Source organism: Amycolatopsis sp. cmx-8-4, from assembly GCF_046548675.1.
In the GTDB taxonomy this organism is placed as follows: domain Bacteria; phylum Actinomycetota; class Actinomycetes; order Mycobacteriales; family Pseudonocardiaceae; genus Amycolatopsis.
The window spans coordinates 304,463-317,282 of record NZ_JAEBDZ010000010.1 but is presented as its reverse complement, the minus strand read 5'-3'; the positions used below and the strand labels follow the sequence as shown (position 1 = coordinate 317,282).

Sequence of the window (12,820 nt, the reverse complement as noted above, 5' to 3'; positions counted from 1 at the left end):
GGCAGGAAACTCAGACGCGCTTGAAGAGCAGTGCTCGCTTTACTTCCTGGATCGCCTTGGTCACCTGGATGCCCCGGGGGCAGGCGTCGGTGCAGTTGAACGTCGTGCGGCAGCGCCAGACGCCTTCGCCGTCGTTCAGGATGTCCAAGCGCTCCTCCGCCCCCTCGTCGCGGGAGTCGAAGATGAAACGGTGGGCGTTGACGATCGCCGCGGGCCCGAAATAGGACCCGTCGTTCCAGTACACCGGGCACGACGACGTGCAGCACGCGCACAGGATGCACTTCGTGGTGTCGTCGAAGCGGTCGCGGTCCGCCTGGGACTGGATGCGCTCACGCGTCGGCTCGTTGCCGTACGTGATCAGGTACGGCTTGATCGCGCGGTACGCCTCGAAGAACGGGTCCATGTCGACGTACAGGTCCTTCAACGTCGTCAGGCCCTTGATCGGGGCGATCGTGATCGTCGTCGGCTTGCCGTCCTTGGCCAGCAGGTCCTTCATCAGGACCTTGCAGGCCAGCCGGTTGATGCCGTTGATCTGCATCGCGTCGGAACCACACACGCCGTGGGCGCACGAGCGGCGGAACGAGAACGTGCCGTCGATGTAGTCCTTGACGTGGAACAGCAGGTTCAGCAGGCGGTCGGTGCGCTGCGCCGGGACCTCGTACGACTCCCAGTGCGGCTCGGTGTCGACCTCCGGGTTGAACCGCAGGATCTTCAGCGTGACCGTGATCGGCGTGTGGTCCGAATCGGTGGACGACGCCGGAGCTTCAGTTGCCGTGGTCATCAGTACTTCCGCTCCATCGGTTCGTAGCGGGTGAAGGTAACCGGCTTGTAGTCGAGCCGGATGTCCGAAGCGAGGCCGGCGCCCTGCTTGTAGGCCATCGTGTGCCGCATGAAGTTCGTGTCGTCGCGGGTCGGGTAGTCCTCGCGGGCGTGGCCGCCGCGGGACTCCTTGCGCGCGATCGCGCCGACGATCAGCACCTCGGCCAGCTCCAGCAGGAAGCCCAGCTCGACGGCCTCGAGCAGGTCGGTGTTGTACCGCTTGCCCTTGTCCGACACGGTGATCCGCTCGTACCGCGCCTTCAGCGCCTGGATGTCGGTCAGCGCCTGCTTCAGCGTGTCCTCGGTCCGGTACACCGACGCGTGCGAGTCCATCGTCTGCTGCATTTCCTTGCGGATGTCGGCGACGCGCTCGTCACCGTGCTCCGACAGCAGGCCCGCCAGTTGCTCCTCGACCATCGTGGTCGGGTTCTCCGGCAGTTCGACGTGCTCGTGCGCCAGCGCGTACTCCGCGGCCGCGATGCCGGCGCGGCGGCCGAACACGTTGATGTCCAGCAGCGAGTTCGTGCCCAGGCGGTTCGAGCCGTGCACGGACACACACGCGACCTCGCCGGCGGCGTACAGGCCGGGGATGACGTTCTCGTTGTCCCGCAGCGCTTCGCCGTGGATGTTGGTCGGGATGCCGCCCATCACGTAGTGGCAGGTCGGGAACACCGGCACCGGCTCCTTGACCGGGTCGACGCCCAGGTAGGTCCGGGAGAACTCCATGATGTCCGGGAGCTTCGCGTTCAGCGTCTCCTCGGGGATGTGCGTGACGTCCAGGACGACGTAGTCCTTGTTCGGCCCGCACCCGCGCCCCTGCAGCACTTCCTGCACCATCGAGCGCGCCACGATGTCGCGCGGCGCGAGGTCCTTGATGGTGGGGGCGTAGCGCTCCATGAACCGCTCGCCGGACGCGTTGCGCAGGATCCCGCCCTCGCCGCGGACGGCTTCGGAGATCAGGATGCCCAGGCCCGCGAGGCCGGTCGGGTGGAACTGGAAGAACTCCATGTCCTCCAGCGGCAGGCCCTTGCGGAAGATGATGCCGAGGCCGTCACCGGTGAGGGTGTGCGCGTTCGACGTCGTCTTGAAGATCTTGCCCGCGCCGCCGGTGGCCATCACGATCGACTTCGCCTGGAAGACGTGCAGCTCGCCGGTGGCCAGCTCGTAGGCGACGACCCCGGACGCGACCGGGTTGCCTTCCTCGTCCGGGCTGGTGACGAGGTCGAGCACGTAGAACTCGTTGAAGAACTCGGTGCCGTACTTGACGCAGTTCTGGTACAGCGTCTGCAGGATCATGTGGCCGGTGCGGTCCGCGGCGTAGCAGGCACGGCGGACCGCGGCCTTGCCGTGGTCACGGGTGTGCCCGCCGAAGCGGCGCTGGTCGATCTTGCCCTCGGGCGTGCGGTTGAACGGCAGGCCCATCTTCTCGAGGTCGAGGACCGCGTCGATGGCCTCCTTCGCCATGATCTCCGCGGCGTCCTGGTCGACCAGGTAGTCGCCGCCCTTGATCGTGTCGAAGGTGTGCCACTCCCAGTTGTCCTCTTCGACGTTCGCCAGCGCGGCGCACATGCCGCCCTGGGCCGCGCCGGTGTGGGACCGGGTCGGGTAGAGCTTGGTGAGGACGGCCGTACGGGTGCGCTGGCCGGACTCGATGGCCGCGCGCATCCCGGCGCCGCCGGCGCCGACGATCACCACGTCGTACTTGTGGAACTGCATGGTGGGAGCTCTCCGGGCTTCAGTTCGCGGGCATGTTCGGGTCGAACGTGAAGATCACCATGGTGCCGACGGCCAGGATCAGGACCATGGACACGTACAGCAGGATCTTCAGCCAGAACCGCGTGCTGTCCTTGCGGGCGTAGTCGTCGATGATGGTGCGCAGCCCGTTGCCGCCGTGGATCTCGGCGAGCCAGAGCATCGCCAGGTCCCAGAACTGCCAGAACGGGGACGCCCAGCGGCCGGCGACGAAGCCCCAGTTGATCCGGTGCACACCGCCGTCGAGGATGTTCATGATCAGCAGGTGGCCGAGCACCAGGATGATCAACGCCAAGCCGGAGATCCGCATGAACAGCCAGCTGTAGAGCTCGAAGTTGCTGCGGCGGGCGGCGGGACGCTTCGGCGCGCGGGGGTTCGCGAGGGCGAGGTCGGCCATGTCAGTTACCCCCGAAGAGCGTTTCGACGGTGCGCTTCAGCATGAAGAACGCACCGGGGACCATCACGACGACCCAGACCACGCCGATCACCCACAGCATCGCCTTCTGCAGCTTCGGGCCCTTCGACCAGAAGTCGACGAGCATGACGCGGATGCCGTTGAGCGCGTGGAACAGCACCGCGCCGACCAGGCCGACTTCCAGGAGGTTGACGATCGGGGTCTTGTAGGTCTCGATGACCTGGTCGTACGTGTTCGGCGACACGCGCACCAGCGCGGTGTCGAGCACGTGCACGAACAGGAAGAAGAATGTGAGCACGCCGGTGATGCGGTGCAGCACCCAGGACCACATGCCGGGGTCGCCCCGGTAGAAGGTCCCCTGCCGGCGTGAGGCACCCGCCCGATCGCTCGCCCCTGCCTCAGTGGCAGTGCTCGCCGTGGTGGACATCGGTGAACGGCCTCCAACGTCTGACTTGTGCCCGGGTGACCGGTGAGGTCCGCACTGATACGTCGCTGGTCCACTGGGGACGAACTACGGCGGCAATGCCGAGATCAAGGGTCATCGAGCGTGGATGCCAAGGATGCTAGACCCGCTTCGGACGGACGGCTCACCTCCGGGTTCCCCTCTGTGATGGACCAGACACCGGAGTGGCGCAGGGCCACCCGGAGGTGTGGTCTGGAGCACACGGGTGACGGCTTTCCGGGCGCCGCAGCGGGTATCGGCTCTACCTGCGGCGCTCGCGTCGCGATGTGGGCGCCGTCACAGCCAATCGGGGTCCACTGTGGACGCTGAGTGCGCGAGTCGCGCGCCGTTCGCCCGCCTGGCGGACCCTCGTCCGGGTGCCGGGTGCCGGGTGCCGGGTGCCGGGTGCCGGGTGCCGGGTGCCGGGTGCCGGGTGCCGGGTGCCGGGTGCCGGGTGCCGGGTGCCGGGCTCGCTCCGGCCGGTGTCCGGCTCACGAGCGCTCCGGAGGACGCCCCGCTCGCGCACGCGCCCCGGGGAGTGGAGGGTGCCGGGGAATGCGCGGGTGCCAGGCTCGCGCTCGCCCGGTCGGCGTCCGGTCACGCCGCCAGCGTCCGGCTCACGCTCGCTCCGGAGGGCGCCTCGCTCGCGTCCTGGCGGCACCCAGCGCCGGGTGCCGCGCTCGCTCCGAGCGGCTACCTCCGCTGGCGTCCAGCCTCTGCCCCTCGCCCCGCGAATCGCGTTCCGGCCGAACCCCGTCCCCCACCCTCTCCGGGGGGCGTCCCCAGGTCCAGTCTATCGGCGCCCCCCGACAGCCAGGCCTGGAACGGCCGGGGCCGAGCGACTTGTCCACAACCGCCGAACGGTGTGGACAACCTGACGCAAGGAACACCGGCCTTCGGCACGTTCCGTGACAATCGGTGGCATTTTGGCCGTCCCGGGCACCGTGAAGGCGTCGAGAAGCCACCGAAAGCGACTCGCGGTGCGTCTGGTGATCACGTTGGGTGTACATCTCGTCGCGCGTGCGACTCGTGAGTAAACGTTTGTGTTACGTAGCGTGCCTTTCCTATGGCGCTTTCCTGTCCGTTGGGTACGGTCTGGCGGTCGACCCGGCAGTTGGGCCGGGACGCGCCCTTGACCATCCGCTGGATCAGCGGGGAGGGAGACACACGTTGCGTCGCATGCGTGGAACCGCGCTGGCCGCCGTGGCCATGGCCGGGGTGCTCACCCTGGCCGGGTGCGCCAAGGACTCGAGCGGTGGCAGCAGTAACAACAGTGCCGCGCCTTCGTCGGGCGGTTCGGACTGCGTCACCGCGCAGAAGCCGCCCGCGGCGCCCGCCGTCGCCTCCAGCAGCACCGCCGCCACCGGCAAGGTCGACGGCAGCCAGCTGAAGATCGGCCTGGCCTTCGACGTCGGCGGCCGGGGTGACGCGTCCTTCAACGACGCCGCCGCCGCGGGTACCGACAAGGCCAAGTCCGACCTGGGCGTGACGACGGTCAACGAGAGCACCGCGTCCGCCAGCGAGGCCGAGTCGGCCAAGCAGCAGCGCCTCGAGCAGATGGCTTCGCAGGGCCTCAACCCGATCGTCGCGGTCGGCTTCGCCTACGCCGACTCGGTCAAGGCCGTCGCGGCCAAGTACCCGAACACCAAGTTCGCGATCGTCGACGACGACTCGATCACGTTGCCGAACGTGACGCCGCTGGTCTTCGCCGAGGAGCAGGGCTCGTTCCTGGCCGGCGTCGCCGCCGCGTACAAGAGCAAGAGCTGCCACGTCGGCTTCGTCGGCGGTGTCAACACCCCGCTGATCCAGAAGTTCGAGGCCGGCTTCCTGCAGGGCGCGAAGACCGTTTCCAGCAAGATCAAGATCGAGGACGAGTACCTCACGCCGGCCGGTGACTTCTCCGGGTTCCAGGACCCGCCGAAGGGCAACGCGAAGGCACAGGCCGAGATCGCCAAGGGCGCGGACGTCATCTACCACGCCGCCGGCGCCTCCGGTAAGGGTGTCTTCGACGCCGCGAAGTCGGGCAACGCGCTGGCCATCGGCGTCGACTCCGACCAGTACAACCAGAAGACCGTCGCGGCCGACAAGGACGTCATCATCACGTCCATGCTCAAGCGCGTCGACGTCGCGGTGTTCTCCTACATCCAGGCTGTCGCCAAGGGTGACCTGACGACCCTGCCGAAGCGGTTCGACCTCAAGGTCGACGGCGTCGGCTACGCCACCTCCGGCGGCAAGGTCGACGACATCAAGGACGTCCTGGACGGGTACAAGGCCCAGATCATCTCGGGCGCGATCACCGTTTCGGACAAGCCGCAGAAGTAACTGACAACGCGGACAGGGCTCGGAGGGGTTTCTCCCCTCCGAGCCCTCACGTGTTTTGACAGAGATGGAACTCTCCCGCCCATGAGCACTGCCGAGGCCCCGGCCGCGGCCGTCCCCGACCGGGGCGTGCCCGCCGTCCAGCTGACCGGGATCACCAAACGTTTCCCTGGCGTGGTGGCCAACTCCGACGTCAACCTCACCGTCGCCGCCGGCGAGGTGCACGCCATCTGTGGTGAGAACGGCGCCGGCAAGTCCACCCTGATGAAGATCCTCTACGGCATGCAGCCGCCGGACGAGGGCACCATCGCGATCAACGGCGGCGAGGTGAGACTGCGCAACCCGCAGGACGCCATCCGCGCCGGCATCGGCATGGTGCACCAGCACTTCATGCTCGCCGACAACCTCACCGTCGGCGAGAACGTCTTCCTCGGCGCCGAGGGCCTGCACGGCATCGGCCGCGCCGCCCGTGCCCGGCTGGCGGAGCTCGCGCAGCGGACCGGCCTGCGCGCGAAGCCGGAAACGCTGCTGGAGGAGCTCGGCGTCGCCGACCGCCAGCGCGTCGAAATCGTCAAGGTGCTCTACCGCGGCGCCAAGATCATCATCCTGGACGAGCCGACCGCGGTGCTCGTGCCGCAGGAGGTCGACGCGCTCTTCGCGACCGTCCGGGAGATGAAGGCCGACGGCTACACCTTCCTCTTCATCTCGCACAAGCTCGACGAGGTGCGCGCGATCGCCGACACCGTCACGGTGATCCGCCGCGGCACCACCGTCGGCACGGCCGACCCCAAGACCATCACCTCGCGCCAGCTCGCCGAGATGATGGTCGGCTCCGAGCTGCCCAGCCCGGAGACCCGCGAGTCCACCGTCACCGACCGGGCCGTGCTGCGGCTGACCGGGCTGACGCTGGGCGCCGAGGGCTCCGACCGCAACGCGCTCGACGACATCACCTTCACCGTGCGCGCGGGCGAGGTGCTCGGCGTCGCCGGTGTCGAAGGCAACGGCCAGACCGAGCTCGTCGAGACGATCATGGGCATGCGCAAGGCATCCGGTGGCACCATCGAACTGGTCGACGCCGAGGGCGTGGCCCGTGACCTCACGAAGGCCGGCACGCTGGCCCGGCGCGAGGCGGGCATCGGCTACATCGCCGAGGACCGCACGCGACACAGCCTGCTGCTCACGCAACCGTTGTGGGTCAACCGGATGCTCGGCTACCAGACCCGCGAGCCGGTCTCCAAAGGACAATTGCTCGACATCGCGGGCACGCGCGCGGACACCGAGCGGATCGTGCGGGAGTACGACGTCCGCACGCCGGGGATCGACGTCCCGGCCGCGGCGCTCTCGGGCGGCAACCAGCAGAAGCTGATCGTCGGACGGGAGCTGTCCGGCAACCCGGTACTGCTCATCGCCTCGCACCCCACGCGCGGTGTCGACGTCGGCGCGCAGGCGCTGATCTGGGAGAACATCCGCCAGGCCCGCGCCGCCGGCCTCGCCGTGCTGCTGATCTCGGCCGACCTCGACGAGCTCATCGGCCTGTCCGACACGATCCGCGTCATGCTGCGCGGGCGGCTCGTCAGCGAAGCCGACCCCGCCACCGTGACGCCGCAGGAACTGGGCTCGGCGATGACCGGCGCCGGAGAGGGTGACGACGAATGACCTCCTGGCGCACGAAACTGCTGCCACCGCTGCTGGCGATCGCGTTCGCCGTGCTGCTGTCGGCGATCGCGCTGGTCATCTCGGGGGCCGACCCGCTCGAGGCGTACGGCACGATGATCGGCCAGATGTTCAAGGGCTCGACCGCGGTCGACACCGCGAACCTCGCGACCGTGTACTACCTGTCCGGGCTCGCGGTCGCCATCGGCTTCCAGATGAACCTCTTCAACATCGGCGTCGAGGGCCAGTACCGGTTCGCCGCGGTCGTCGCGGCCATCGCCGGCGGCGCGCTGAACCTGCCGCCGGTGATCCACACGCTGGTCATCCTCATCGTCGCGGTCGTCGCCGGTGCGGCGTACGCGGCGGTCCCGGCGATCCTCAAGGTCACCCGCGGGGTGAGCGAGGTGATCGCGACGATCATGCTGAACTCGATCGTCGGCGGGATCATCGCCTTCCTCATCAACGCCGACCAGTTCGGTGTGCAGCGGGGCAACAACATCGGGACCCGGGAGATCGCGCCGTCCGGCCGGATCCCGGGCATCCCGCTCGGCTCGGGCACGCTCTTCGGCTTCGTGATCATCGCGGCGATCATCGGTGCCGCCTACTGGTTCATGCTCAACCGCACGCGGTTCGGCTTCGAGCTCAAGGCGTCCGGCGAGTCGACCACCGCGGCCGCCGCGGGTGGTGTCAACGCCAAGAAGATGACGCTGATCGCGATGGTGCTCTCGGGCGGCGTCGCCGGCCTGGTCGCGATGCCGGAGCTGCTCGGCCGCGACTACACCTACGGCATCACCTCGACGCAGATGTACGGCTTCACCGGTATCGCGGTCGCGCTGCTGGGCCGCAACCACCCCGGCGGCATCGCGCTCGGCGCGCTGCTGTGGGCGTTCCTGGACACCTCCGCGGTGTCGCTGGAGCAGATCAACGTGTCCAAGGAGATCGCGACGATCATGCAGGGCATCATCGTGCTGTCGGTCGTCGTGGCGTACGAGATCGTGCGGCGCGCCGACCTGGCCGCCGAACAACGCAGAGTCGGCCGCGCACTCAGCGGCAAGAGCACTTCGGTCGCCGGGGGAGGTGCCGTCTGATGGCCGTCACCGACGTTTCCCGGCCCGACGCCGGCAGCCCCGGCGCGATGCCGGTGCACCGCAAGCGGCCCCGCGTCCCCGGCTGGCTCCGCGGCGTCATCTGGGCCGTGATCGCCATCGCCGTCGTCTCGACGGCGTCGTACTCCACCGGCGTCTCGACGCTGACGTCGTCCAACACCGCGTCGACGGCGTTGCGCCTGGCGCTGCCGATCCTGCTGTGCGCGCTCGGCGGCCTCTGGGCCGAACGCGCCGGCGTCGTCAACATCGGGCTCGAGGGCATGATGATCCTCGGGACCTGGGGCGCCGCCTGGGGTTCGTACAACGGCGGGGTGTGGGTCGGCCTGCTGGCCGCGCTCGTGTTCGGCGCGCTGGGCGGCCTGCTGCACGCGGTGGCGACGGTGACGTTCAACGTCAACCACATCGTCTCCGGCGTCGCGATCAACCTGCTGGGCCTCGGCGTCACGAAGTACCTCGCGAACCTGATCTTCGAGCCGATCTCCGGCAACCCGCGGCAGTCGCCGGTGGTGCCGAAGTTCGACACCTACTCCGCGAGCGGCCTCTCCGACTGGCTCGGCGACCTCGAAAAGGAGCAGCGCGTCGGGATCTCCGACGTCGCGGGCATCCTGCGCGGGCTCGTCACCGAGGTGGCGCCGCTGACGATGATCGCGATCGTCCTGGTGCCGGTGAGCTTCTGGATCCTGTGGCGCACGCGCTTCGGCCTGCGGCTGCGCTCGTGCGGCGAGAACCCGGTGGCCGCGGAGTCCCTCGGGGTCAACGTCTACCGGCACAAGTACGTCGCGATGCTGATCTCGGGCGCGTTCGCCGGGATGGGCGGCGCGTCGCTGGTGCTGCTGCGCGGCGGCGCGGACTACCTGGAGAACCAGACCAACGGCCGCGGCTACATCGGCCTCGCGGCGATGATCTTCGGCAACTGGCGCCCGGGCGGCCTGCTCGGCGGCGCGGCGCTGTTCGGTTACGCCGACGGCCTGCAGCTCTCGGGCGGCGGTGAAGCGGTGCTCGCGCTGCTGTACGGCGCGGTGATCCTGGTCGCCGTGATCGTCGTCGTCCAGCTGTTCCGCAAGCAGTGGATCGCGGCCGGGCTCGGCGTCGTCGGCGCCGGGATCCTGTACCTGATCTACTGGGCCAACGACACGCTGCCGTCGGACCTGATCCCGTACACCGCGCACTTCGTGACGCTGATCGTGCTCGCCGTCGCCTCGCAGCGGCTGCGGCCGCCGAAGGCCGACGGGCAGCCTTACCGGCGAGGTGAAGACTGATGGTCGACGTGTCCAGCTTTAATTCCACTGTGGACTGGGACGCGCTGCGTTCTCGCGCGATCGAGGCGGCTTCCCATGCGTACGCGCCTTATTCGGGCCTGCACGTCGGGGTCGCCGGGATCGTCGACGACGGCCGGGTGGTCATCGGCTGCAACGTCGAGAACGCGTCCTACGGGCTCGGGCTCTGCGCGGAGTGCACGATGGCCGGGCAGCTGCGGCTGTCCGGCGGCGGCAAGCTGGTCGCCGTCGCGTGCCGCAGCGGCGCGGGTGACCTGCTGATGCCGTGCGGGCGCTGCCGGCAGATCCTCTTCGAGCTGGGCGGCTCCGCTTGCCTGGTGGACACGCCCAGCGGCATCTTGCCGATGTCGGACGTGCTGCCGGACGCCTTCGGCCCGGACGACCTGCCGTGAGCGAGCTCGCGAGCGAACCATCAGCACTGCGCGCGTTCTCGGCAGTAGACGTGATTCGTGCGAAGCGGGACGGCGGCCGGTTGTCCGACGAGCAGATCGACTGGGTCGTCGACGCCTACACCCACGGCGTCGTCGCCGAGGAGCAGATGTCGGCGCTGGCGATGGCGATCTTCCTGCGGGGCATGGACTCCGCGGAGATCTCCCGCTGGACCGGCGCGATGATCGCGTCGGGGGAGCGGCTCACGCTGGACGTCTCGCGCCCGACCGTCGACAAGCACTCGACCGGCGGCGTCGGCGACAAGATCACGCTGCCGCTGGCGCCGCTGGTCGCCGCGTGCGGCGCGGCGGTGCCGCAGCTGTCCGGGCGCGGGCTCGGGCACACCGGCGGCACGCTCGACAAGCTGGAGTCGATCCCCGGCTGGCGGGCTTCGCTGACCACGGCGGAGATCGCGCGTCAGCTGGAGGACGTCGGCGCGGTGGTCTGCGCGGCGACGTCCGGGCTGGCCCCGGCGGACAAGAAGCTGTACGCGCTGCGGGACGTCACCTCGACGGTCGAGTCGATCCCGCTGATCGCCAGCTCGATCATGAGCAAGAAGATCGCCGAAGGCGCGTCCGGGCTGGTCCTGGACGTCAAGTTCGGGTCCGGCGCGTTCATGAAGACGCTCGACCAGGCGCGCACGCTCGCCTCGACGCTGACGTCGATCGGCGTCGCGCACGGCGTCCCGACGACGGCGCTGCTGACCGACATGAACGTCCCGCTGGGGCGCGCGGTCGGCAACGCGGTCGAGGTGGCGGAGTCGGTTTCCGTCTTGCGGGGCGGCGGCCCGTCGGACGTCGTCGAGCTGACCCTGGCGCTGGCCCGGGAGATGCTGGCGCTGGCCGGCCTGGACGTCGACCCGGCGGCCGTGCTGGCGTCGGGCGAGGCGTACGAGACGTGGTGCCGGATGATCTCGGCCCAGGGCGGCGACCCGTCGGCGCCACTGCCGAAGCCGTCGCACGTCCACGTCGTCACCGCGCCCGCTTCCGGCGTGCTGGCTTCGCTGGACGCGTACGCGGTGGGCGTCGCGTCGTGGCGGCTGGGCGCGGGCCGGGCCCGCAAGGAGGACCCGGTCCAAGCCGCGGCCGGCATCCTGTGCCTGGCCAAGCCCGGCGACGCGGTCACCGAGGGCGAGCCGCTGCTGGAACTGCACACGGACACGCCGTCCGCGGTCCCCGCGGCCTTGGCGGCCCTCGAAGGCGGCTTCACGGTGGCCGCCGCGGCTCCCGCCGCGGCCCCGATCGTCCGGGAGACGATCCGCGGCACGGTGTGATGATCATCGCGAAGATGATCACCCGACCGAGTGACCCCACTCGTCACTTTCCCTACGAAAGCTCAGCCTCGGGGCCCTCGAAGCGTCACTTTCATAGGGAAAGTGATCCGGAGTGGTTACTCCGAACATGAAAGAGGCCCCCATCGGGTGTACCGGCGGGGGCCTCTTCGTGGGGCTTGCTTACTCTGTGGGCTCTTCCGGGCCTTCGCCCGGCTTGGCCTTGGCGTCGGCCGGCTTGGGGGCGCGGCCGTTGCGGGAGCTGCGACGCGGCTGGCGCGGGGCCGGCGGCGGGGGCGAGATCTGCTGCACGGCGGGACCGCCGCCGAGCATGAGCTCCGCGAACGTCGCCATCGCCTCGTCGAGCTGGCCGCCGATGCGGCGGACGCTCTCGTCGTTGCTCTTGCGCACCAGCGAGTCGAGCGAGTCGGTGTCCGGCTGCTTGGACAGCGTGCCCTCGACCTTGGACAGCCCGGCCTTGAGCGCGCCGTCGAGGTCGCCGATGCCGGACAGGAAGCCGTCTTCCACCTTGTCGAGGCGGCCGGCCAGGTCGTCGAGGCGGGTGGTGACCGTCTCGAGGCGGTTGCCGAGCTTCTCCAGGCGGTCCGAGGCGTCGATCATCTCGCCGGTCTCGGTCAGCGCGACCTTGAGCGCCTCGGTGTTCGCGCCGATCCGCTCGCCGGTGACGCGGTCCAGCTCGCCGATCCGCTCCTGCGTGACGCGGCTCAGCTCGTCGACCTTGTTCCGCAGCTCGTGGTCGGCGTGGTCGACGCGGTCGCGCAGCGACGCCTCGCTCTGCTCGATCCGCTCGCGGACCGGGCCGAGCACCGACTGCGGGATCGAGTCGAGCTTCGCGTCCTGCTTGTCGAGGTGGCCGCCGACCTCGTCGATCCGGCGGTGGATGTTCTGGAGCTTGTCCTCGAGTCCGTCCATCCGGCCCGCGACGCCCTCGAAGCGCGAGGCCATGCCGTCGAGGCGGCCGTCGAGCTGCGCGAACGGCTTGGCCAGCTTGTCGACGATGCTCTCGACGGCGCGGGTCAGCGCGGCGATGGCGTTGTCCTGGGCCTCCAGCCGGGACATCGTCTCGTCGAGGCGCTCGGCCAGGACGCTGACCTCGGTGCGGTCGGGCATCTCGGACAGCCGCTTGCGGACCGCGCCCAGCGAGTCCACCGGCGCGAGGCGGGCGTAGATGTCGTCGAGCGCGTCGAAGATCTGCTGCTGCTCGCTCTCACGCACTTCGGCCGCGCGCACCAGCATGTTGCGCATCCGGTCGAAGGACGGGGCGGCAATGTGGTTGTCAGTGGTCACTGCTGTGTGTCCTTCGTCGGCGGGGAAATG

At 69.4% G+C, this 12,820-nt stretch carries 11 protein-coding genes; 6 read left to right on the top strand and 5 right to left on the bottom strand.

Going from position 1 to position 12,820, the window contains the following annotated elements; genetic code table 11:
* Positions 1 to 10 precede the first annotated feature (10 nt).
* From ACLJQZ_RS23660 to sdhC, 4 genes are read right to left on the bottom strand one after another with little or no spacing between them, the layout of a single operon-like run.
* On the bottom strand, positions 11 to 781 hold the full coding sequence (locus ACLJQZ_RS23660; protein ID WP_410622070.1) for a succinate dehydrogenase iron-sulfur subunit: 771 nt from the start codon (positions 779 to 781) through the stop codon (positions 11 to 13).
* Entirely contained in the window at positions 781 to 2,535 is a 1,755-nt protein-coding gene (gene sdhA / locus ACLJQZ_RS23655; protein ID WP_410622069.1) for a succinate dehydrogenase flavoprotein subunit, read from the bottom strand. Before sdhA ends, ACLJQZ_RS23660 begins: the two co-directional genes overlap by 1 nt.
* Before the next feature lie 19 nt (positions 2,536 to 2,554).
* Positions 2,555 to 2,968 (bottom strand): succinate dehydrogenase hydrophobic membrane anchor subunit, encoded by a 414-nt coding sequence (locus ACLJQZ_RS23650; RefSeq protein ID WP_247060758.1) that lies wholly within the window; start codon positions 2,966 to 2,968, stop codon positions 2,555 to 2,557.
* Between the two features lies 1 nt (position 2,969).
* Complete coding sequence (gene sdhC, locus ACLJQZ_RS23645) at positions 2,970 to 3,413, bottom strand: succinate dehydrogenase, cytochrome b556 subunit (protein WP_086861784.1); 444 nt, start codon at positions 3,411 to 3,413, stop codon at positions 2,970 to 2,972.
* A 1,194-nt stretch (positions 3,414 to 4,607) separates the two neighbouring features.
* Between sdhC and ACLJQZ_RS23640 the strand changes: the two genes are divergently transcribed.
* The 6 genes from ACLJQZ_RS23640 to ACLJQZ_RS23615 all read left to right on the top strand — a co-directional run bounded on the left by ACLJQZ_RS23640 (position 4,608) and on the right by ACLJQZ_RS23615 (position 11,485).
* Positions 4,608 to 5,750 (top strand): BMP family protein, encoded by a 1,143-nt coding sequence (locus ACLJQZ_RS23640; protein WP_247060759.1) that lies wholly within the window; start codon positions 4,608 to 4,610, stop codon positions 5,748 to 5,750.
* Positions 5,751 to 5,831: 81 nt separating this feature from the next.
* On the top strand, positions 5,832 to 7,403 hold the full coding sequence (locus ACLJQZ_RS23635; protein ID WP_410622068.1) for an ABC transporter ATP-binding protein: 1,572 nt from the start codon (positions 5,832 to 5,834) through the stop codon (positions 7,401 to 7,403).
* A complete protein-coding gene (locus ACLJQZ_RS23630; protein WP_326946131.1) occupies positions 7,400 to 8,488 on the top strand; it encodes an ABC transporter permease in 1,089 nt (362 codons plus the stop codon). The genes ACLJQZ_RS23635 and ACLJQZ_RS23630 overlap by 4 nt, the downstream gene beginning before the upstream one ends.
* Complete coding sequence (locus ACLJQZ_RS23625; RefSeq protein WP_410622067.1) at positions 8,488 to 9,765, top strand: ABC transporter permease; 1,278 nt, start codon at positions 8,488 to 8,490, stop codon at positions 9,763 to 9,765. Before ACLJQZ_RS23630 ends, ACLJQZ_RS23625 begins: the two co-directional genes overlap by 1 nt.
* Complete coding sequence (locus ACLJQZ_RS23620) at positions 9,765 to 10,175, top strand: cytidine deaminase (RefSeq protein ID WP_410622066.1); 411 nt, start codon at positions 9,765 to 9,767, stop codon at positions 10,173 to 10,175. The genes ACLJQZ_RS23625 and ACLJQZ_RS23620 overlap by 1 nt, the downstream gene beginning before the upstream one ends.
* Before the next feature lie 26 nt (positions 10,176 to 10,201).
* Entirely contained in the window at positions 10,202 to 11,485 is a 1,284-nt protein-coding gene (locus ACLJQZ_RS23615; RefSeq protein WP_410622081.1) for a thymidine phosphorylase, read from the top strand.
* A 180-nt stretch (positions 11,486 to 11,665) separates the two neighbouring features.
* Here the strand turns inward: ACLJQZ_RS23615 and ACLJQZ_RS23610 are convergent, their stop codons facing one another.
* Positions 11,666 to 12,790 carry a PA containing protein gene (locus ACLJQZ_RS23610; protein ID WP_326955989.1) on the bottom strand — a complete coding sequence of 375 codons (1,125 nt, stop codon included), beginning with the start codon at positions 12,788 to 12,790 and terminating at the stop codon, positions 11,666 to 11,668.
* Positions 12,791 to 12,820 lie beyond the last annotated feature (30 nt).

What these genes read in the sequence shown, in the direction of transcription:
- ACLJQZ_RS23660 (WP_410622070.1), bottom strand. Translation starts at nt 781, where the DNA reads ATGACCACGGCAACTGAAGCTCCGGCGTCGTCCACCGATTCGGACCAC.
- sdhA (WP_410622069.1), bottom strand. Translation starts at nt 2,535, where the DNA reads ATGCAGTTCCACAAGTACGACGTGGTGATCGTCGGCGCCGGCGGCGCC.
- ACLJQZ_RS23650 (WP_247060758.1), bottom strand. Translation starts at nt 2,968, where the DNA reads ATGGCCGACCTCGCCCTCGCGAACCCCCGCGCGCCGAAGCGTCCCGCC.
- sdhC (WP_086861784.1), bottom strand. Translation starts at nt 3,413, where the DNA reads ATGTCCACCACGGCGAGCACTGCCACTGAGGCAGGGGCGAGCGATCGG.
- ACLJQZ_RS23640 (WP_247060759.1), top strand. Translation starts at nt 4,608, where the DNA reads ATGCGTGGAACCGCGCTGGCCGCCGTGGCCATGGCCGGGGTGCTCACC.
- ACLJQZ_RS23635 (WP_410622068.1), top strand. Translation starts at nt 5,832, where the DNA reads ATGAGCACTGCCGAGGCCCCGGCCGCGGCCGTCCCCGACCGGGGCGTG.
- ACLJQZ_RS23630 (WP_326946131.1), top strand. Translation starts at nt 7,400, where the DNA reads ATGACCTCCTGGCGCACGAAACTGCTGCCACCGCTGCTGGCGATCGCG.
- ACLJQZ_RS23625 (WP_410622067.1), top strand. Translation starts at nt 8,488, where the DNA reads ATGGCCGTCACCGACGTTTCCCGGCCCGACGCCGGCAGCCCCGGCGCG.
- ACLJQZ_RS23620 (WP_410622066.1), top strand. Translation starts at nt 9,765, where the DNA reads ATGGTCGACGTGTCCAGCTTTAATTCCACTGTGGACTGGGACGCGCTG.